Source organism: Streptomyces marokkonensis (assembly GCF_008312835.1).
GTDB lineage: Bacteria > Actinomycetota > Actinomycetes > Streptomycetales > Streptomycetaceae > Streptomyces > Streptomyces marokkonensis_A.
Map to the genome: position 1 here is coordinate 24,280 of NZ_VSKS01000014.1, position 19,595 is coordinate 43,874.

At 71.4% G+C, this 19,595-nt stretch carries 17 protein-coding genes; 13 read left to right on the top strand and 4 right to left on the bottom strand.

Features of this window, described 5'->3' with window-relative positions:
• Positions 1-918 (bottom strand): carbohydrate kinase family protein, encoded by a 918-nt coding sequence (locus tag F1615_RS23230; protein ID WP_149550993.1) that lies wholly within the window; start codon positions 916-918, stop codon positions 1-3.
• A gap of 48 nt (positions 919-966) precedes the next feature.
• On the bottom strand, positions 967-2,019 hold the full coding sequence (locus F1615_RS23235) for a LacI family DNA-binding transcriptional regulator (RefSeq protein ID WP_149550994.1): 1,053 nt from the start codon (positions 2,017-2,019) through the stop codon (positions 967-969).
• A gap of 228 nt (positions 2,020-2,247) precedes the next feature.
• Between F1615_RS23235 and F1615_RS23240 the strand changes: the two genes are divergently transcribed.
• Positions 2,248-2,667 (top strand): Rieske (2Fe-2S) protein, encoded by a 420-nt coding sequence (locus F1615_RS23240; RefSeq protein ID WP_149550995.1) that lies wholly within the window; start codon positions 2,248-2,250, stop codon positions 2,665-2,667.
• A 5-nt stretch (positions 2,668-2,672) separates the two neighbouring features.
• On the opposite strand, the gene F1615_RS23245 is transcribed toward F1615_RS23240, so the two are convergent.
• Positions 2,673-3,620 carry a hypothetical protein gene (locus tag F1615_RS23245; protein WP_149550996.1) on the bottom strand — a complete coding sequence of 316 codons (948 nt, stop codon included), beginning with the start codon at positions 3,618-3,620 and terminating at the stop codon, positions 2,673-2,675.
• A gap of 264 nt (positions 3,621-3,884) precedes the next feature.
• Complete coding sequence (locus tag F1615_RS35685) at positions 3,885-4,055, bottom strand: hypothetical protein (protein WP_167533827.1); 171 nt, start codon at positions 4,053-4,055, stop codon at positions 3,885-3,887.
• 180 nt (positions 4,056-4,235) lie between these two features.
• Between F1615_RS35685 and uvrC the strand changes: the two genes are divergently transcribed.
• From uvrC to F1615_RS23310, 12 genes are all read left to right on the top strand, one after another.
• Positions 4,236-6,320: an excinuclease ABC subunit UvrC gene (uvrC, locus tag F1615_RS23255; protein ID WP_149550997.1), complete on the top strand. Its 2,085-nt coding sequence runs from the start codon at positions 4,236-4,238 to the stop codon at positions 6,318-6,320.
• On the top strand, positions 6,317-7,321 hold the full coding sequence (gene rapZ, locus F1615_RS23260) for an RNase adapter RapZ (protein ID WP_149550998.1): 1,005 nt from the start codon (positions 6,317-6,319) through the stop codon (positions 7,319-7,321). The genes uvrC and rapZ overlap by 4 nt, the downstream gene beginning before the upstream one ends.
• Positions 7,318-8,385: a gluconeogenesis factor YvcK family protein gene (locus tag F1615_RS23265; RefSeq protein WP_149550999.1), complete on the top strand. Its 1,068-nt coding sequence runs from the start codon at positions 7,318-7,320 to the stop codon at positions 8,383-8,385. Before rapZ ends, F1615_RS23265 begins: the two co-directional genes overlap by 4 nt.
• Entirely contained in the window at positions 8,376-9,365 is a 990-nt protein-coding gene (gene whiA, locus F1615_RS23270; RefSeq protein WP_149551000.1) for a DNA-binding protein WhiA, read from the top strand. Before F1615_RS23265 ends, whiA begins: the two co-directional genes overlap by 10 nt.
• Before the next feature lie 145 nt (positions 9,366-9,510).
• Positions 9,511-12,465: a M14 family metallopeptidase gene (locus tag F1615_RS23275; protein ID WP_149551001.1), complete on the top strand. Its 2,955-nt coding sequence runs from the start codon at positions 9,511-9,513 to the stop codon at positions 12,463-12,465.
• A 226-nt stretch (positions 12,466-12,691) separates the two neighbouring features.
• A complete protein-coding gene (gene gap / locus F1615_RS23280; protein WP_149551002.1) occupies positions 12,692-13,699 on the top strand; it encodes a type I glyceraldehyde-3-phosphate dehydrogenase in 1,008 nt (335 codons plus the stop codon).
• Positions 13,700-13,845: 146 nt separating this feature from the next.
• The gene (locus F1615_RS23285) at positions 13,846-15,057 is read left to right on the top strand and encodes a phosphoglycerate kinase (protein WP_149551003.1); all 1,212 of its coding nucleotides are present in this window, start codon (positions 13,846-13,848) and stop codon (positions 15,055-15,057) included.
• Between the two features lie 6 nt (positions 15,058-15,063).
• Positions 15,064-15,840: a triose-phosphate isomerase gene (gene tpiA / locus F1615_RS23290; protein ID WP_149551004.1), complete on the top strand. Its 777-nt coding sequence runs from the start codon at positions 15,064-15,066 to the stop codon at positions 15,838-15,840.
• Positions 15,841-15,935: 95 nt separating this feature from the next.
• Entirely contained in the window at positions 15,936-16,172 is a 237-nt protein-coding gene (secG, locus tag F1615_RS23295; protein WP_149551005.1) for a preprotein translocase subunit SecG, read from the top strand.
• A 223-nt stretch (positions 16,173-16,395) separates the two neighbouring features.
• Positions 16,396-16,731 carry an RNA polymerase-binding protein RbpA gene (locus F1615_RS23300; RefSeq protein WP_003957010.1) on the top strand — a complete coding sequence of 112 codons (336 nt, stop codon included), beginning with the start codon at positions 16,396-16,398 and terminating at the stop codon, positions 16,729-16,731.
• 137 nt (positions 16,732-16,868) lie between these two features.
• Complete coding sequence (gene pgi / locus F1615_RS23305) at positions 16,869-18,521, top strand: glucose-6-phosphate isomerase (RefSeq protein ID WP_149551006.1); 1,653 nt, start codon at positions 16,869-16,871, stop codon at positions 18,519-18,521.
• Positions 18,522-18,610: 89 nt separating this feature from the next.
• Entirely contained in the window at positions 18,611-19,588 is a 978-nt protein-coding gene (locus tag F1615_RS23310) for a hypothetical protein (protein WP_149551007.1), read from the top strand.
• The last annotated feature ends 7 nt before the right edge of the window (positions 19,589-19,595 follow it).

Here is a 19,595-nt window from a genome sequence, read left to right on the forward strand (position 1 = left end):
TCAGGAGCCCTCCGGCTCCAGCTCGTGCGCGTACGGCGGTTCCGCGCCCGCACGGGAGCAGGTGACCGCCGCCGCGCGCGCCGCGAAACCGAGCAGACCCTTCCAGCCCTCCGACCCCAGTGCGGCCACGCCCTCCTCACTGAGCGCGTCACGGGCCGCCAGGCCGTGCAGCAGCGCCGCGTTCACCGTGTCGCCGGCGCCGATCGTGTCCACCACCCGCACCCGCTCACCCGGTACGGAGTACTCCTCGCCCTCGCGGGTGAGCACGGTCAGCCCGTCGCCGCCCCGGGTGACCACGACCGCCGCCGGACCTGCCGCCAGCCACTCCCGCGGTGCCCCGCCGAGCCACTGGGCGTCCTCCTCCGACAGTTTCAGCAGCGACACCGACGGCAGCCAGCTCCTGAACCGGGCCCGGTAGGCGCCGGGATCCGGTATCAGCCCGGGCCGGACATTGGGGTCAAGCGCCGTGAACACGCCCCGCGCGGACGCGGTGCGCATCAGCTCCTCGTAGGCGCTCGCTCCCGGCTCCAGCACGAGTGAGCAGGTTCCGAAGGAGACCGCGCGGGTGCCGGCGGGCAACGCCGCGGGCGCCGTGAAGAGCCGGTCCGCGGTCCCTTCCACGTAGAAGGAGTACGCCGCCGAGCCGTCCGTGCCCACGGTGGCCACGGCGAGCGTCGTCGGCTCGTCGCCCCGCTGCACGGACGCCACGTCCACCCCGGTCTCCCGGAGCCGTTCCAGCAGCGCCTCGCCGAAGGCGTCACGGGACACCCGGGAGCAGAAGGCGGCGGGGGAGCCGAGGCGGCCCAGCGCCACCGCCGTGTTGAAGGGGCCGCCGCCGAGTGCGGGCGTCAGCGCCGCGAGCGCGCCCGCGCCCCGCGGTACCAGGTCGATCAGTGCCTCACCGGCTACGACGATCACGAGAGAGGTCCTTTCTCGGAGGGCTCGGGACTCGGGGTGCGCGGGATGCTACGGCCGATCGGAATCCCCTGGCCGTCGCCGTTCATCCGGGCAGCCGCAGGAATTCCGGTGCACGAAGGCGCACGGGAGCCGTTCGGTCCGCGCCGGGCGGTCCGGCGCGGCGAGGCGGTCCAGGAGCATGTGCACGGCGCGGGCCCCGATGTCCTTGCTGGGCTGGGCGACTGCCGTCAGGCGGGGTGAGAACAGGTCCGCCCAGGCGAAGTCGTCGAAGCAGCACAGGGCGATGTCCCCGGGCACGGACAGCCCGTGGGCCCGCAGGGCCCGCAGCGCGCCGATCGTCATGGCGTTGTTGGCGGTGACCAGCGCGGTGGGACGCGAACCGAGGGCCAGCAGGCCTGCGGTGGCCCGTTCCGCCCCCGCCGACGCGGAGTCGCCGTGCACCAGGATCCGCTCGTCGTACGGCAGACCGGCGGCCGCCAGTCCGTGCCGGTACCCGGTGATCCGCTCGGTGGTCGTGCTGAGCCCCGGCAGCCCCGCGACCAGGGCGATGCGGCGGTGTCCGAGACCGGCGAGATGGGTGACCAGGCGGGCCGTCGGTCCGGCGCTCTCGGCGCAGACCTGGTCGAAGCGCGGTCCGTCGACGTCCCCGGGCGCGTCGACCAGCCGGTCCAGGAACACGGCGGGCACCCGGTGGCGCCCGAGGTAGGCGAGGAGCTCCCGCGGCCGCGCGGAGGGTGCGACGATCATGCCGTCCACACGGCGCTCATGCAGCAGCTGGACGACCTTGCGCTCGTGGGCCGGGTCGTCGTGCGGATCGGCGATCAGGAGGCTGTAGCCGTGCTCCAGGGCCGCGGCCTCGACGCCCTGCAGGATCTCCGTGAAGTACGGGTTGCTGATCGCCGACACCGCGAGGCCGATCGACCGGGTCCGGGAGGTCACCAGGGAGCGGGCCAGGGTGTTCGGGGTGTAGCCGAGCTCCTCGACCGCGTCCAGGACCGCCTGACGGGTGCGGGGCAGCACCGGCCGGGTGTCGTTCAGCACGTGCGAGACGGTGGCGACCGAGACACCGGCGCGCCGCGCCACGTCCACCATGGTGGCCATCGTGCGTTCTCCTCGGGTGCCGGTGCGCTCACGTACTGGGTGGGGACCGTACCCCATCCGATGGGTGGGCGTAAACGTTTGCGCAAGCGTTTACGCGGACGGATGAGGACTGATGCGGACCGAGGGGGAGAGCGCGGCCGGGCGTGGTGGGGCGGTCGCAGGCGGCACGGCCACCCCCGGTATCGTCGCCGGTGACCCCGTCCACACCGTCCCGCCAGTGGAGCCCTCATGCCCGCCCGACCCGCCGCGAGCCGCCGTACCGTCCTGCGGGGCGCGGCCCTCACCCCCGTCGCAGGACTGGGCCTCACCGCGTGCGAGGGCGGCGACGACAGGTCCGCCCCGCTGAGCGAGCCCGTCGAGCTCGGCCCCGAGAGCGAGGTCGCCGAAGGCGGCGCGAAGCTGTACCGGGACCACAACGTCGTGGTCAGCCGGAGCGGCGACGGCACCCTCAAGGCGTACAACACCGTCTGCACGCACGCGGGCTGCCCGATCAACAAGCTGGACGGGACGAAGCTGATCTGCCCCTGTCACGGCAGCGAGTTCGACGTCACCACCGGCAAGGTGCTGCGCGAGCCGGCCGTGGCCCCCCTGGTGCCGCTGACCGTCGAGGTGAGGAACGGCACGATGGTCGCCGGGCCGCAGACCTGAGCGGGTCAGTCCCAGTCCCAGGAGATCCCCACGTAGCCCGACCGCACACGCGGTTCCACCAGGTGCACCGAGCGGTGCCGCCCGCTGAGCGGCAGCTCCTGACGCCCCCCGCGCGGCGCCGCCGCCGAATGCTGGGTGAACCGGTGGCAGCGCACCGGGAGCACCCCGGAGTCGAAGCACACCTGGAGCGCGTACTGGCCGCCGGGGGAGTCCGCCCCGCGCACGTACTCGCGTGAGACGCCGGCCGTGCCGTCCTCGACGGCGTAGCGGAAGAGGAAGGTGTCACCGGCCCGCAGCCGGGTGTCGAAGAGCAGCTCGGCGGCGAGCACCCCGGTCTCGTGGTGCCGGCGGACGCGGCCGGTCCGGCAGTTCTCCAGGGCGTGCACGCTCATCCGCTCCGGCGCGGAACCGGGGTCGCCGTGGTGCACGGCCACATAGCGGTCGACACCGTCCCGGTGCGCGCGCACGATGTGGTGCGACTCGCGCTCCGCCAGCTCGCGGCGCGTCCCTATCCGCACCCGCTCGTGATGCCCGAGGGTGTGCAGCCCACCGTCGCGCGGGGTGCCGAACTCGGCCAGCAGCCGGTCCAGCACGCCCGACGCCTCCACCAGGGAGCGGTAGGACCGGCCGGGGGAGCGCCGGTCCGCGGCGCGCCCGTCCGACGCGGCGAGCAGCCGGATCAGCGACTCCTCCGGCAGCTGCAGGATCTCCTCCAGCGCCCGTACGGCACGCAGTGACTCCGGGCGCTGCGGGCGGCGGGCGCCCTGCTGCCAGTAACTGAGACTGGTGACGCCGACCTTCACGCCGTGGCGCGACAGATGGTGCTGCACCCGCTGCAGCGGCAGCCCTCGCGCGGCTATCGCGGCGCGCAGGGCGACGTGGAACGGTCCGCCGCGCAGGGCCGAGTCCAGTTCCGCGGTGGCGACGTCCGCGTGCTGTGTGGCGTGCGGCATGCAGGGGCCTTTCTGTGAATGTCCACAACGGCTGGTCAGACCGTTCGCGCGGGGCATCCCGGAGCCCACCCCCGTCGGCGCGGCGGAGCCTTCACATCCGTACGCCGTCGTTCAGGGCCCCGAGTTCCCCCGCATTGAAGCGTGTTGACCAAGTCCCGACAACACCTGAGTCCCCACGGCGGCGCACACCCGCCGGGGGCCGTACCGGCCCGAGGGCCGGTACGGCCCCCGGGGCACGTACCGTGATGCGGTTTTCGTCCGGCTCTACGCGCCTGAGGCGCCGTCCGGCTCCTGGAGACGGGGCCGCAGGCGCTTCGCGCGCACGATGTCCGGATCGCGCGGGTCGAGGGATTCGACGAGCGCCGCCGTCTCGTCCGCGTACCGGCGGGACCGGGCCGGCCGTCGTGGTTTCTCGATCCGCGTCCGTCGCATCATCCGACCGTCCTCCGACTCGTGACCGCCCTCGTGGCCGCCTCCGTGACCGTGCTCCGGTCGTCCGGAGGACGGACCCCCCACCTTCCCGCTTCCCGGCCGCCGTAACCCATCCGGGCCCGCCCGGGGCCCGGTGTCCACAGGCCCGCCGCGGTGTCGGTCCCCGCCAGTAGGGTGTGAGACATGGCCGACCCCTCCAGCTACCGCCCCGAACCGGGTGAGATCCCCGACTCGCCGGGGGTCTACCGGTTCCGCGACGAGCACCGCCGGGTGATCTACGTCGGAAAGGCGAAGAGCCTGCGCCAGCGCCTGGCGAACTACTTCCAGGACCTGGCCGGGCTGCACCCGCGGACCCGCTCGATGGTCACCACGGCCGCGTCCGTGGAGTGGACGGTGGTGTCGACCGAGGTCGAGGCGCTCCAGCTGGAGTATTCCTGGATCAAGGAGTACGACCCCCGGTTCAACGTCAAGTACCGCGACGACAAGAGCTACCCGTACCTCGCGGTGACGATGAACGAGGAGTTCCCGCGCGTGCAGGTGATGCGCGGTCAGAAGAAGAAGGGCGTCCGCTACTTCGGTCCGTACGCGCACGCGTGGGCGATCCGCGACACCGTGGACCTGATGCTGCGCGTGTTCCCGGTGCGCACCTGCTCGGCCGGCGTCTTCAAGAACGCCGCCCGCACCGGCCGCCCGTGTCTGCTGGGCTACATCGGCAAGTGCTCGGCGCCCTGCGTGGACCGCATACCCGCCGAGGACCACCGGGAACTGGCCGAGGAGTTCTGCGACTTCATGGCCGGCCGCACCGGCACCTACCTCCGCCGTCTGGAGAAGCGGATGGCGGAGGCCGCCGAGGAGATGGAGTACGAGCGGGCGGCGCGCCTGCGCGACGACATCGGCGCCCTGAGGAAGGCGATGGAGAAGAACGCGGTCGTGCTCGCCGACGCGACCGACGCCGACCTGATCGCGGTCGCCGAGGACGAGCTGGAGGCGGCCGTCCAGATCTTCCACGTCCGCGGCGGACGCGTGCGAGGCCAGCGCGGCTGGGTCACCGACAAGGTCGAGGAGATCACCACCGGCGCCCTGGTCGAGCACGCCCTGCAGCAGCTCTACGGCGAGGAGACCGGCGACGCGGTCCCCCGGGAGGTCCTGGTCCCCGCCCTGCCGGACCCGGTGGAGCCGGTCCAGCAGTGGCTGACCGGACGGCGCGGCTCCGGCGTCTCCCTGCGCGTCCCGCAGCGCGGCGACAAGAGGGCCCTGATGGAGACCGTGGAGCGCAACGCCCAGCAGGCGCTCGTGCTGCACAAGACCAAGCGCGCCTCCGACCTCACCACGCGCTCGCGCGCGCTGGAGGAGATCACCGACGCCCTGGGCCTGGACAGCGCCCCGCTGAGGATCGAGTGCTACGACATCTCGCACCTCCAGGGCGACGACGTGGTGGCCTCCATGGTCGTCTTCGAGGACGGGCTGGCCCGCAAGAGCGAGTACCGGCGCTTCCAGATCAAGGGCTTCGGGGGGCAGGACGACGTCCGTTCCATGCACGAGGTGATCACCCGCCGGTTCCGGCGCTACCTCGCGGAGAAGGAGCGGACGGGGGAGTGGACCGACGGCGAGGACCCCGTTGCCGGGGAATCGGACGGAGGCCTCGGCGAGCCGCCCGCGAGCACCCTCACCGAGGACGACGGCCGCCCCAGGCGCTTCGCCTACCCGCCGCAGCTCGTGGTGGTCGACGGCGGCGCCCCGCAGGTCGCGGCGGCCCAGCGGGCGCTGGACGAGCTCGGCATCGACGACATCGCGGTGTGCGGTCTCGCCAAGCGGCTGGAGGAGGTCTGGCTGCCCGGGGACGACGACCCGGTGGTGCTGCCGCGCACCAGCGAGGGCCTCTACCTGCTCCAGCGGGTCCGTGACGAGGCGCACCGCTTCGCGATCACCTATCAGCGCTCCAAGCGTGCCAAGCGCTTCCGGTCCAGCCCCCTGGACGACGTGCCGGGCCTCGGCGGGACCCGCAAGCAGGCGCTGATCAAGCATTTCGGCTCGTTGAAGAAGCTGCGATCGGCGACAATCGAGCAGATCTGTGAGGTTCCGGGCATAGGCCGCAAGACGGCCGAGACCATCGCCGGGGCCCTCGCACAGGCGGCACCCGCCCCCGCCGTGAACACGGCGACGGGCGAGATCATGGATGACACGGAAGAACCCGGGCAGGCGACGGGTTCTCCCGGGGAGCCCGTGTCCACGGGCGCCCCGGACGAACGACGGGGGCAGGAGCGATGACGGAGCACGAGACAGGGCCCGTGACGGAACAGGACGGGGCGCGGCAGCACACCGGCGGGAACGGCACGCTCGGGAGCGCCCCCCAGGACGACGGAGCACAGGTGAAGACGGGCAAGGAGAACTCCGGGGTGCCCGAGGCGGGCATCCCCGAGCTGGTGATCATCTCCGGCATGTCCGGGGCCGGCCGCTCGACGGCCGCGAAGTGTCTGGAGGACCTGGGCTGGTTCGTCGTCGACAACCTGCCGCCCGCGCTGATCCCCACCATGGTGGAGCTCGGCGCGCGCTCCCAGGGCAACGTGGCGCGGATCGCGGTCGTCGTCGACGTCCGCGGCCGCCGCTTCTTCGACAATCTGCGCGAGTCCCTCGCCGACCTCGACGCGCGGGGAGTGACGCGGCGGACCGTCTTCCTGGAGTCCTCCGACGAGGCCCTGGTGCGCCGCTTCGAGTCGGTGCGGCGCCCGCACCCCCTCCAGGGCGACGGCCGGATCGTCGACGGCATCGCCGCCGAGCGGGAGCTGCTGCGCGAGCTGCGCGGCGACGCCGACCTGGTGATCGACACCTCCAGTCTCAACGTGCACGAGCTGCGCGCCAAGATGGACGCCCAGTTCGCCGGCGAGGAGGAGCCCGAGCTGCGCGCCACCGTCATGTCCTTCGGCTTCAAGTACGGCCTCCCGGTCGACGCCGACCTGGTCGTGGACATGCGGTTCCTGCCCAATCCGCACTGGGTCCCCGAGCTGCGCCCGTACACCGGCCTCAACGAGGAGGTGGCGTCGTACGTCTTCAACCAGCCCGGCGCCAAGGAGTTCCTCGACCGGTACGCCGAGATGCTGCGGCTGGTCGCCGCGGGCTACCGCCGTGAGGGCAAGCGCTACGTGACCATCGCGGTCGGCTGCACCGGCGGCAAGCACCGCTCGGTCGCCATGTCGGAGAAGCTCGCCGCCCGGCTCGCCGCCGAGGGCGTGGAGACGGTGGTCGTCCACCGGGACATGGGACGGGAATGACGCGACGCACTCCGCGGCTGAGCCGGCTGCGCAGAGCGGTCCCCGACGGCCGCGCCGGCCGGCCGGTCGAGACCCGTGGCGCGAGACCGCGCCGCAGAGGCACCCAGCCCAAGGTCGTCGCCCTCGGCGGCGGCATGGGCCTGTCGGCCTCGCTCGCCGCCCTGCGCCGGATCACCGGCGACCTCACCGCCGTGGTCACCGTCGCCGACGACGGCGGCTCCAGCGGACGCCTGCGCGACGAGCTGGGGGTGCTGCCGCCCGGCGACCTGCGCAAGGCCCTGGCCGCGCTGTGCGGGGACGACGACTGGGGCCAGACCTGGGCCCGGGTCATCCAGCACCGCTTCCAGTCCCAGGGCGACCTGCACGAGCACGCGGTCGGCAATCTGCTCATCGTCGCCCTGTGGGAGCAGCTCGGCGACCACGTCCAGGCGCTGGACCTGGTGGGCCGGCTGCTCGGCGCGCACGGGCGCGTGCTGCCCATGTCCGCCGTGCCACTGGAACTCCAGGCCCTGGTCAGGGGCCACGACCCGGAGCGGCCCGAGGAGGTCGACACCGTCCGCGGACAGGCCACGGTCGCCCTCACCCCGGGCGAGGTGCAGTCCGTGCACCTCGTGCCGAACGACCCGCCCGCCGTCCCCGAAGCGGTGGACGCGGTCCTCGACGCCGACTGGGTGGTGCTCGGGCCCGGTTCCTGGTTCTCCTCGGTCATCCCGCATCTGCTCGTGCCCGAGCTGCTGGACGCGCTCGTCGAGACGAAGGCGCGCCGGGTACTCTCGCTGAACCTCGCGCCGCAGCCGGGAGAAACCGAGGGCTTCTCTCCGCAGCGTCATTTGGAGGTTTTGGGACGACACGCCCCTAAACTCGCCCTGGACGTGGTGCTGGCCGACGAGGCCGCCGTGCCCGACCGCGACTCGCTGACCGACGCCGCCAAGCGGTTCGGCGCCGCGGTCGAGCTGGCCCCGGTGGCCCGGCCCGACGGAAGCCCCCGGCACGACCCGGAGCTGTTGGCCGCCGCGTACGACCGTATTTTTCGGATGCATGGAAGGATCGGCCCATGGCGATGACGGCAGCGGTGAAGGACGAGATCAGCCGGCTCCCCGTCACCCGTACCTGCTGCAGGAAGGCGGAGGTCTCCGCCATTCTGCGGTTCGCCGGCGGCCTCCACCTGGTGAGCGGGCGCATTGTGATCGAGGCGGAGCTGGACACCGCGATGGCGGCCCGCCGCCTCAAGCGGGACATCCTGGAGATCTTCGGCCACGGTTCCGAACTGATCGTGATGGCCCCGGGCGGACTGCGCCGCGGTTCGCGCTACGTCGTCCGGGTGGTCGCGGGCGGTGACCAGCTGGCCCGCCAGACCGGTCTGGTCGACGGCCGGGGCCGGCCGATCCGCGGTCTGCCGCCGCAGGTGGTCTCGGGGGCCACCTGCGACGCCGAGGCGGCATGGCGCGGCGCCTTCCTGGCCCACGGCTCGCTCACCGAGCCGGGCCGCTCCTCCTCCCTGGAGGTGACCTGCCCCGGCCCCGAGGCCGCGCTCGCCCTGGTCGGCGCCGCCCGCCGGCTGCACATCGCCGCCAAGGCGCGCGAGGTGCGCGGCGTGGACCGCGTGGTGGTCCGCGACGGCGACGCGATCGGCGCGTTGCTCACCCGGCTCGGCGCGCACGAGTCGGTGCTGGCCTGGGAGGAGCGCCGGATGCGCCGCGAGGTGCGGGCCACGGCGAACCGGCTGGCCAACTTCGACGACGCCAACCTGCGCCGTTCGGCCCGCGCGGCGGTGGCGGCCGGCGCCCGGGTCCAGCGCGCGCTGGAGATCCTCGGCGACGACGTCCCCGAGCACCTCGCCGCGGCCGGCCGGCTGCGCATGGATCACAAGCAGGCCTCCCTCGAGGAGCTTGGCGCGCTGGCCGACCCGCCGCTCACCAAGGACGCCGTGGCCGGCCGGATCCGGCGACTGCTGGCCATGGCCGACAAGCGCGCCTCCGACCTCGGCATCCCGGGCACGGAGGCCAATCTCAGTGAGGAACTGGCCGACAACCTCGTCGGCTGACGGCCGATCAGAGCACCGGCGCCGGCGTCCACTTGGGTGACCGGCGCCGTTCGCGTGTGTCGTGGCGGCACCCTTGACTCGATCATGTTGTGTCATGAGCCTGGCATCTGTTCGCTGCTGTGGCGGACCACTCTCTGGGGGGCTCATGAGACACAGAGCGAGATCGATCCTCGCTGTCGGCACGCTCCTGATCGGCGGAGCGGGCTTCGCACCCATCGCCCAGGCACAGCCAGCAACCCCCTCGGCCTCCGGCTCGGAGGAGGTCAAGGTCTTCCGCGCCGACGTCACCCAGCAGCAGGTGCCCCTGCTTCTGGCGGCGGGGCAGGACGGCCACGAGCTCGGCGAGCGGGTGCCCGGCAGGGGCACCGCCACCGTCGAGGTGTACCTCACCGAGGGACAGGCCGAGAAGCTGGAGAAGCAGGGCGTCGACCTCACCGAGCACACCCTCTCCGCCCGGGCGGAGAACCGCGTCGAGGACGCCGCCGAGGGCGTGTTCCGCCCGTACGGCGGCGAGGGCGGTATCAAGGAGGAGATCCTCCGCACCGCGCGGGAGCACCCCGGCCTCACCAAGGTCGTCTCCATCGGCAGGACGGTCAGGGGCCAGGACATCCTCGCCCTGAAGCTCACCAGGAAGGCCAGGCAGACCGAGGACGGCTCCAGGCCGGCCGTCCTCTACATGTCCAACCAGCACGCGCGTGAGTGGATCACCCCGGAGATGACGCGGCGGCTGATGCACCACTACCTGGACACGTACAGGACGGACAGGCGGACCAGGAGGATCGTCGACAGCACCGAGCTGTGGTTCGTCCTCTCCGCCAACCCCGACGGCTACGACCACACCTTCGCCGACGACGACAACCGCCTGTGGCGCAAGAACCTGCGGGACGTCAACGGCGACGGCGTCATCGGCACCGGCGACGGCGTCGACCTCAACCGCAACTTCCCCTACAAGTGGGGCTACGACGACGAGGGATCGTCCCCCAGCCCCACCAGCCAGACCTACCGCGGCGCCGGCCCGGGCTCCGAGCCCGAGACCAAGGCCATCGACGCCTTCCAGAAGCGCATCGGCTTCACCTACGGCATCAACTACCACTCCGCCGCCGAACTCCTCCTCTACGGGGTCGGCTGGCAGGTGGCCACGCCGACCCCCGACGACGTCCTACACGAGGCCCTCGCGGGTACACCCGGCAACTCCGCGATCCCCGGCTACCACCCGCAGCTCTCCTCCGAGCTGTACACCACCAACGGCGAGGCGGACGGCCACGCGGCCAACGTCAACGGCATGGCGATGTTCACCCCCGAGATGTCGACCTGCCAGACCGTGTCCGAGGCCGACCCGGACGACGAGTGGAACCCGGGCGACTGCCGCTCGGGCTTCAACTTCCCCGACGACGAGAAGCTGATCCAGCAGGAGTTCGCCAAGAACGTCCCGTTCGCGCTCTCCGTCGCCGAGTCCGCCGCCCACCCCGACCGGCCGTCCTCCTCGGTCGGCCTGGAGGCCGCCGACTTCACCCCGGCCGCCTTCGGCACGTCGTACGCGCGCGGCGCCGGCCAGGAGGTCTCCGTCGTCGCCCGCAGGGCCGTGCGCGACAAGGAGCTGAAGTACCGGGTCAACGGCGGCCGGACGCACGACGTGGACCTCAGGCGCTGGCGGGGCGGCGAGCGGTACGGCGGTGAGGACAACCTCCACTTCGACGAGTACCGGGCCGAGGTGAGGCGCGGCGGGCCCGGCGACGAGGTCGAGGTGTGGTTCACCGGCGAGGACCGCAGAGGCAGGAAGGTCTCCAGCGAGCACTTCACCTACACCGTCGCCGAGCGGCCCCGCGCGGACGTCCTCGTCGTCTCCGAGGAGGGCACGAAGTCCACCGGGACGCAGAAGTACGTCGACGCGCTGAGGGCCAACGGCCGCCGCGCGGCGGTCTGGGACGTCGCCGAGCAGGGAGCCCCGGACGCGCTCGGGGTGCTGAGCCACTTCCGCACGGTCGTGCACCACACCGGTGCCGGCGCCCCGGGCGTCGCCACCCAACTCCAGTTGCGGGCCTTCCTCAACGAGGGCGGCCGGCTGATCGAGGCGGGGGAGCAGGCCGGCGGCAGCGTCGACCTCGGCGGCGGCACCCTGTCCGACGACTTCAGCCAGTACTACCTGGGTGCCTACAGCCGCACCTCGACCCCCGGAGCCACCGCCTTCACCGGCTCCGGCGCTCTGGGCGGCTTCACCGGCCCGCTCGGCGACGCGCCCGGCAACCCGCTGGACCGGGCCGGCACCTACGGCGTCACCTCCGACGAGCTGCCCGCCGAGCAGTATCCGCGGTTCGCGAGCGCCGGTGCCGGACAGTTCTCCGGGACGGTCAACCCCTACGGGCCCTACGCCGGTTCGTACATGGCGGCCGCCGTGCACACCGACGACGGCTACAAGCGCCTCACCCGCACCGTCGACCTCACCGGTGTCGCCGCCGCCGAGCGGCCCACCCTGCGCACCCAGCTGCTGTGGGACACCGAGCCGGGCTACGACCACGTCGTCGTCGAGGCGCACACCGCCGGCGCCGACGACTGGACGACCCTGCCCGAGGCCGGCGGAGCGACCCGCACCACCGTGCCGGCCGAGTGCGCGGCCGGGTTCTACCTGGGCGAGCACCCCTGGCTGGAGCACTACCTGACCCTCGCCGACGACGGCTGCGCCGCGACCGGCACCACCGGTTCCTGGAACAGTCTCACCGGGTCCTCCAGCGGCTGGCAGCAGGTGGACTTCGACCTGAGCGCCTACGCCGGAAGGACGGTCGAGGTCTCGATCGCCTACGTCACCGACCCGGGCAGCGGCGGCCACGGCGTCCTCGCCGACGAGGCCTCCCTCGTGGTCGGCGGCACGGCCACCGGGACCGAGGGCTTCGAGACCTCCCTCGGCGTCTGGAAGGCGTCCGGACCGCCCGCGGGCAGCCCGGCCGTCCTGAAGGACTGGACACGCACCGGAGTGCTGTTCCGGACCCATGGAGCGGTCACCACCGACGACACCGTGCTGCTGGGCTTCGGCCTGGAGCACCTGGCCTCCGCGGCCGACCGGTCCGCACTGCTGGGGAAGGCGCTGGCCGCCCTCGACGGGTGACACCGCACGCCCACGGAGACCGGCGATCCGTGGCGAAATGGGGTGAGAAGGGTCCGCCGGGGAGGGCGGTCCGTACCCTACTGGCGGGTACGAACCGCCCTGCCGGGTATGGGGCAACTCGATGTCACGACCGGGGCCCCGGAGAGGTAGGGTCGACAGTGGTCGGGGACATCCCAAATACAGCTCGCCGGCGTCACAGCCGGCGTACCAACGAGGAGATCGGTTCGTGACGATCCGCGTAGGCATCAACGGGTTTGGCCGCATCGGTCGCAACTACTTCCGCGCACTGCTGGAACAAGGCGCCGACATCGAGATCGTGGCCGTCAACGACCTGGGTGACACGGCGACCACGGCACACCTGCTGAAGTACGACACCATCCTGGGCCGCCTCAAGCAGGAGGTCTCGCACACCGAGGACACCATCACCGTCGGCGGCAAGACGGTCAAGGTCCTCTCCGAGCGCAACCCCGCCGACATCCCGTGGGGCGAGCTGGGCGTCGACATCGTCATCGAGTCGACCGGCATCTTCACCAAGAAGGAAGACGCCGAGAAGCACATCACCGGCGGCGCCAAGAAGGTCATCATCTCCGCCCCGGCGAAGAACGAGGACATCACCCTCGTCATGGGCGTCAACCACGACCAGTACGACCCGGCGAACCACCACGTCATCTCCAACGCCTCCTGCACCACCAACTGCGTGGCGCCGATGGCGAAGGTCCTCGACGAGAACTTCGGCATCGTCAAGGGTCTGATGACGACGGTGCACGCGTACACGAACGACCAGCGCATCCTGGACTTCCCGCACAAGGACCTGCGCCGCGCCCGTGCCGCCGCCGAGAACATCATCCCCACCACCACCGGTGCCGCGAAGGCCACCGCCCTGGTGCTCCCGCAGCTCAAGGGCAAGCTGGACGGCATGGCCATGCGCGTGCCGGTGCCGACCGGCTCGGTCACCGACCTGGTGCTGGAGCTCGGCCGTGAGGTGACCAAGGAAGAGGTCAACGCCGCCTTCCAGAAGGCCGCCGAGGGTGAACTGAAGGGCATCCTCGAGTACACCGAGGACCCGATCGTCTCCTCCGACATCGTCAACGCCCCGGCGTCCTGCACCTTCGACTCCTCCCTGACCATGGTCCAGGACGGAAAGAACGTGAAGGTCATCGGCTGGTACGACAACGAGTGGGGCTACAGCAACCGCCTCGTCGACCTGACGGTCTTCGTGGGCAACCAGCTCTGACCGTGGAGCAGGCGGCCTGATATGAGTGCAGGGCTCGGCCGGCGCGGCAACGCGCTGTCCGAGCCCTGACGCACGTATCGGAACGGTCGCCCCCTTTCGATCACGAGCGATCACGAGCGAACACGAGCTCTAGCCAGGGAGCCCCTATGAAGACGATCGACGAACTCCTCTCCGAAAATGTCGCGGGCAAGCGGGTCCTCGTCCGCGCCGACCTCAACGTGCCGCTGGACGGCACCACCATCACCGACGACGGCCGCATCCGCGCCGTGCTGCCCACCGTCAAGGCCCTCGCCGAGGCGGGCGCCCGCGTGGTCGTGGCCTCGCACCTGGGCCGTCCCAAGGGTGCCCCGGACCCCGCCTTCTCGCTCGCCCCGGCCGCCGCGCGCCTCGGTGAACTCCTCGGCGCCGACGTCGCCTTCGCGACCGACACCGTCGGCGAGTCCGCCGGCGCCACCGTCGCGGGCCTCGCCGACGGGCAGGTCGCGGTCGTGGAGAACCTGCGCTTCAACGCCGGCGAGACGTCCAAGGACGACGCCGAGCGCGGCGAGTTCGCCGACCGGCTGGCCGCCCTCGCCGACGTGTACGTGGGCGACGGATTCGGTGCCGTGCACCGCAAGCACGCCTCGGTCTTCGACCTCCCGGCCCGCCTGCCGCACTACGCCGGGTACCTCATCGCCACCGAGGTCGGCGTGCTGAGGAAGCTCACCGACGACGTCAGGCGTCCCTACGTCGTCGCCCTCGGCGGCGCGAAGGTCTCCGACAAGCTCGCCGTCATCGACGCACTGCTCGGCAAGGCCGACCGCATCCTCATCGGCGGCGGCATGGCGTACACCTTCCTCAAGGCCCAGGGCCACGAGATCGGTACGTCCCTGCTGCAGGAGGACCAGATCCCGGCCGTCCGCGAGTACCTGGAGCGCGCCGGGAAGAACGGCGTCGAGCTGGTGCTGCCGGTCGACACGCTGGTCGCCGCGGAGTTCCCCGACATGAAGACCAAGGCGTCGGCCAACCCCACCACCGTCGCCGCGGACGCCATTCCGGCCGGCCACATGGGCCTGGACATCGGTCCGGAGACCCGCAAGCTGTACGCCTCGAAGCTCGCCGACGCCGCCACCGTCTTCTGGAACGGCCCCATGGGCGTCTTCGAGCACCCCGACTACGCCGAGGGCACCAAGGCGGTCGCCCAGGCCCTCGTCGACTCCCCGGGATTCACCGTGGTGGGCGGCGGAGACTCCGCCGCGGCGGTCCGTACCCTGGGCTTCGACGAGCAGGCATTCGGCCACATCTCGACCGGAGGCGGCGCCTCCCTCGAATACCTCGAGGGCAAGACGCTCCCCGGCCTCGCCGCACTGGAGGACTGACCCTCAATGACCACCCGTACGCCGCTGATGGCGGGCAACTGGAAGATGAACCTCAACCACCTCGAGGCCATCGCCCACGTCCAGAAGCTCGCCTTCGCCCTGGCCGACAAGGACTACGAGGCCGTCGAGGTCGCCGTCCTGCCGCCCTTCACCGACCTGCGCTCCGTGCAGACCCTGGTCGACGGCGACAAGCTGAAGATCAAGTACGGCGCCCAGGACATCTCGGCGCACGACGGCGGCGCCTACACCGGCGAGATCTCCGGCCCCATGCTGGCCAAGCTGAAGTGCACCTACGTGGCGATCGGCCACTCCGAGCGCCGCCAGTACCACGCCGAGACCGACGAGATCGTGGGCGCCAAGGTGAAGGCCGCCTACAAGCACGGCATCACCCCCATCCTCTGCGTCGGCGAGGAGCTGGAGGTCCGCGAGGCGGGCAACCACGTCCCGCACACCCTCGCCCAGGTCGAGGGCGGCCTGAAGGACCTCCCGGCCGAGCAGGCCGGGACGATCGTGATCGCCTACGAGCCGGTGTGGGCCATCGGCACCGGCAAGGTCTGCGGCGCCGAGGACGCCCAGGAGGTCTGCGCCGCCATCCGCGGCAGGATCGCCGAGCTCTACACCCAGGAGCTGGCCGACCGGGTCCGGATCCAGTACGGCGGCTCGGTCAAGTCCGGCAACGTCGCCGAGATCATGGCGCAGGCCGACATCGACGGTGCCCTGATCGGCGGTGCCTCGCTGGACGCCGACGAGTTCGTCAAGATCATTCGTTTCCGCGACCAGTGAGTATGCGGTAACGACGATTCGTCGTACCCTTGCGGGGTCCAGTCCTGTGCTGGGCCCCGCGTCGTCCATCCGCATCCGAGGAAGTTGGTCCAGCCGTGGTTCTGGGGTTCTCCATCGCCCTGATCGTCTTCAGCCTGCTGCTGATGCTGCTGGTGCTGATGCACAAGGGGAAGGGCGGCGGCCTCTCCGACATGTTCGGTGGTGGCATGCAGTCCTCCGTCGGCGGCTCCTCGGTCGCCGAGCGCAACCTCGACCGGATCACCGTCGTGATCGGTCTGCTCTGGTTCGCGTGCATCGTCGTGCTCGGCATCATGATGAAGGTCAGCAACTGAGCCGAGGGCGCAATCCGCCCGCAATCACCCACGCATTCCCCGCGTAAGGCCCCATGTACGGTACGCGCAGCTGAGCGCGGCCTATCATGGGGCTTGCGTCTGGAAGCGGGGGCAGGTAACTCCTACCACTGGACGCGCGTTGGGCCTTACGTAGACTGAGGCGCTCGCGGCGAAGCGGAACGCCGACTCGCTTCGCGGCACCATCACGCAGGGAGTTACGACCGTGGCAAGTGGCAACGCGATCCGGGGAAGCCGGGTCGGGGCGGGGCCGATGGGCGAGGCCGAGCGCGGCGAGTCCGCGCCGCGGCTGCGCATCTCCTTCTGGTGCTCCAACGGGCACGAGACACAGCCGAGCTTCGCAAGCGACGCGCAGGTGCCCGATACCTGGGACTGCCCCCGCTGCGGATTCCCGGCCGGGCAGGACCGCGACAACCCCCCGGACCCGCCGCGCACCGAGCCTTACAAGACCCACCTCGCCTATGTGCGGGAGCGGCGCAGTGACGCGGACGGCGAGGCCATTCTCGCCGAGGCGCTCGCCAAACTGCGGGGCGAGATCTAGGACCGGAGGGACGGGCCCCGGGCCTCCCGCCGGACCGGTTCGCACTGCGGACGCCTTCAGTCCTCTTCACCGCTGATCAATTAGGTTGGGAACAGCCGGCACAGCGGGGACACCAAGGAAGAAGGCTGAAGTCCGAGATGAACGCAGACGGCCGTACGAGGCTCAACCAGACGCCCGAGTGGACCGCACTGGCCAAGCACCGCGAGGAGCTCGGCGAGGTGCGGCTGCGCGAGCTGTTCGCCGCCGACCCCGGCCGCGGCACCGGGTACACCCTCAGGGTCGGTGACCTGTACGTCGACTACTCCAAGCACCTGGTCACCGACGAGACCCTGCGGCTGCTGCGGGAGTTGGCCGCCGCCACCGACGTGGCCGGGCTGCGCGACGCCATGTTCCGCGGCGAGAAGATCAACACGACCGAGGACCGGGCCGTGCTGCACACCGCGCTCCGGGCCGCCCGTGACGCGGTGATCGAGGTCGACGGGGAGAACGTCGTCCCGGCCGTGCACGCCGTGCTCGACAGGATGGCCGACTTCGCCGGCCGGGTCCGTTCCGGAGAGTGGACCGGCCACACCGGCAAGCGCATCCGCAACGTCGTCAACGTCGGCATCGGCGGCTCCGACCTGGGTCCCGCCATGGCGTACGAGGTGCTGCGCGCCTTCACCGACCGCGATCTCACCGTCCGCTTCGTGTCCAACGTGGACGGAGCCGACCTGCACGAGGCCACCCGGGACCTGGACCCGGCGGAGACGCTGTTCATCATCGCGTCCAAGACCTTCACCACCATCGAGACGGTCACCAACGCCACCTCCGCGCGGACCTGGCTGCTCAAGGGGCTCGGTGACGACACGGCGGTCGCCAAGCACTTCGTCGCGTTGTCGACCAACGCCGAGAAGGTGGCCGAGTTCGGCATCGACACGGCGAACATGTTCGAGTTCTGGGACTGGGTCGGCGGACGCTACTCCTACGACTCCGCCATCGGCCTGTCCCTGATGATCGCCATCGGCCCGGACCGCTTCCGGGAGATGCTCGACGGATTCCGCGTCGTCGACGAGCACTTCCGCACCGCCCCCGCCGAGTCCAACGTTCCGCTGCTGCTGGGCCTGCTCGGCGTGTGGTACGGGAACTTCCACGACGCGCAGTCGCACGCGGTGCTGCCGTACTCGCACTACCTGTCGAAGTTCACCGCCTACCTCCAGCAGCTCGACATGGAGTCCAACGGCAAGTACGTCGGCCGCGACGGCCGCGAGGTGGAGTGGCAGACCGGGCCGGTCGTCTGGGGCACCCCGGGCACCAACGGGCAGCACGCCTACTACCAGTTGATCCACCAGGGCACGAAGCTGATCCCGGCGGACTTCATCGGCTTCGCCGAGCCCGTCGCCGAGCTGAGCGACGAACTCAAGGCCCAGCACGATCTGCTGATGGCCAACTTCTTCGCGCAGACCCAGGCCCTGGCCTTCGGCAAGACGCCCGACGAGGTGCGCGGCGAAGGGGTGCCGGAGGAGCTCGTCCCGCACAAGACGTTCAAGGGCGACCACCCGACGACCACGATCCTCGCGCGCGAGCTCACGCCGTCCGTGCTCGGCCAGCTCGTCGCGCTCTACGAGCACAAGGTGTTCGTCCAGGGCGCGATCTGGAACATCGACTCCTTCGACCAGTGGGGCGTCGAACTGGGCAAGGTCCTCGCCAAGCGCGTCGAACCCGCCCTCACCGAGGGCGCCGAGGTGCCGGGTCTGGACGCCTCAACCAAGGCCCTGGTCGCCACCTACCGGGAGCTGCGCGGGCGGCAGTGAGCACGCCGCGGGAAGCGGGCGGCGGAGCGCCGTCCGCTTCCCGTAGAATCCCCGGCGATCATCACGGCGAGCGCTCGGGGGAGCACAAGATGGCACGGACGTACGGAAGTTGGACCGGTGGCACGCTCACGCCGCGGACGTTCCTGAAGCCCCATCACGTCGCGGCGGTGGTGTTCCACCCCGCGTGGATCCCGCCGTCGCTCGACCCGTCCGTCGAACGGCTCAAGCGCATCCGGGTCATCGCCGGGGCGGTCGCGTCCGTCGGGGTCTACACCGTCCTCGAGGGCGGCTTCGACCTCACGGAGCTGCTGGAGAACGCGCTGACCGCCTCGGCGGTGCTGCTGTTCCTCACGCCGCTGACGGTCGGCGTGATGCTGTTCGTCTGGCGGCGCACCGGCACCGTGCGGCAGCTGCGGGTGCCGCTGCTCAACTCCCTCAAGCTGCTCCTGCTGTTCATCGGCTGCGTGGTCACGGTGGTGCTGCTGGCGCAGATGACGAACGCCTCCGGCAGCATCCTGATGATCCTCGGCGTGGGCGCGACGATGATGTGGATGCTGATCTTCGTCGCCTACGGAGCCGTCCGGGTCTCCGGCAACTTCTTCGGTACGGCCGCCGTGCACCGCTGTCTGCCGGCGCTGCTCGCCACGGTGACGAGCTGGCTGATGGCGATCCCCGACCTGGTCACCGGCGACCTGCACGGCCTCGGCCTCACCATGGGCGTCGTCTTCATCCTGGGCGCACCCGTCACCGTCACGGCGATCGCCCTGCTGGAGACGGGGCGGCTCAAGCGCCGCTACGGCATCCGGCTGGCCACCCATCCGGCGAGCCTCCCGCCGGTCCCCGGCCCCGTCCCGCCGGTGCCCCCGACGGGACTGCCCCACGTACCGCCCCAGGGAAACCCGTACGCCCCTGCGCACCCCCGGCCCCCGTACGTCCCCGGGGCGGGCGGCAATCCGTACGCGACCGGGGCGGGCGGCAGCCCGTACGCTCCGCAGCCGCCCTACAGCCCGCAAGGCCCCTACAGCCCGCAAGGCCCCTACAGCCCGCACGGCCCCTACGGCGGCTGACCGGCCG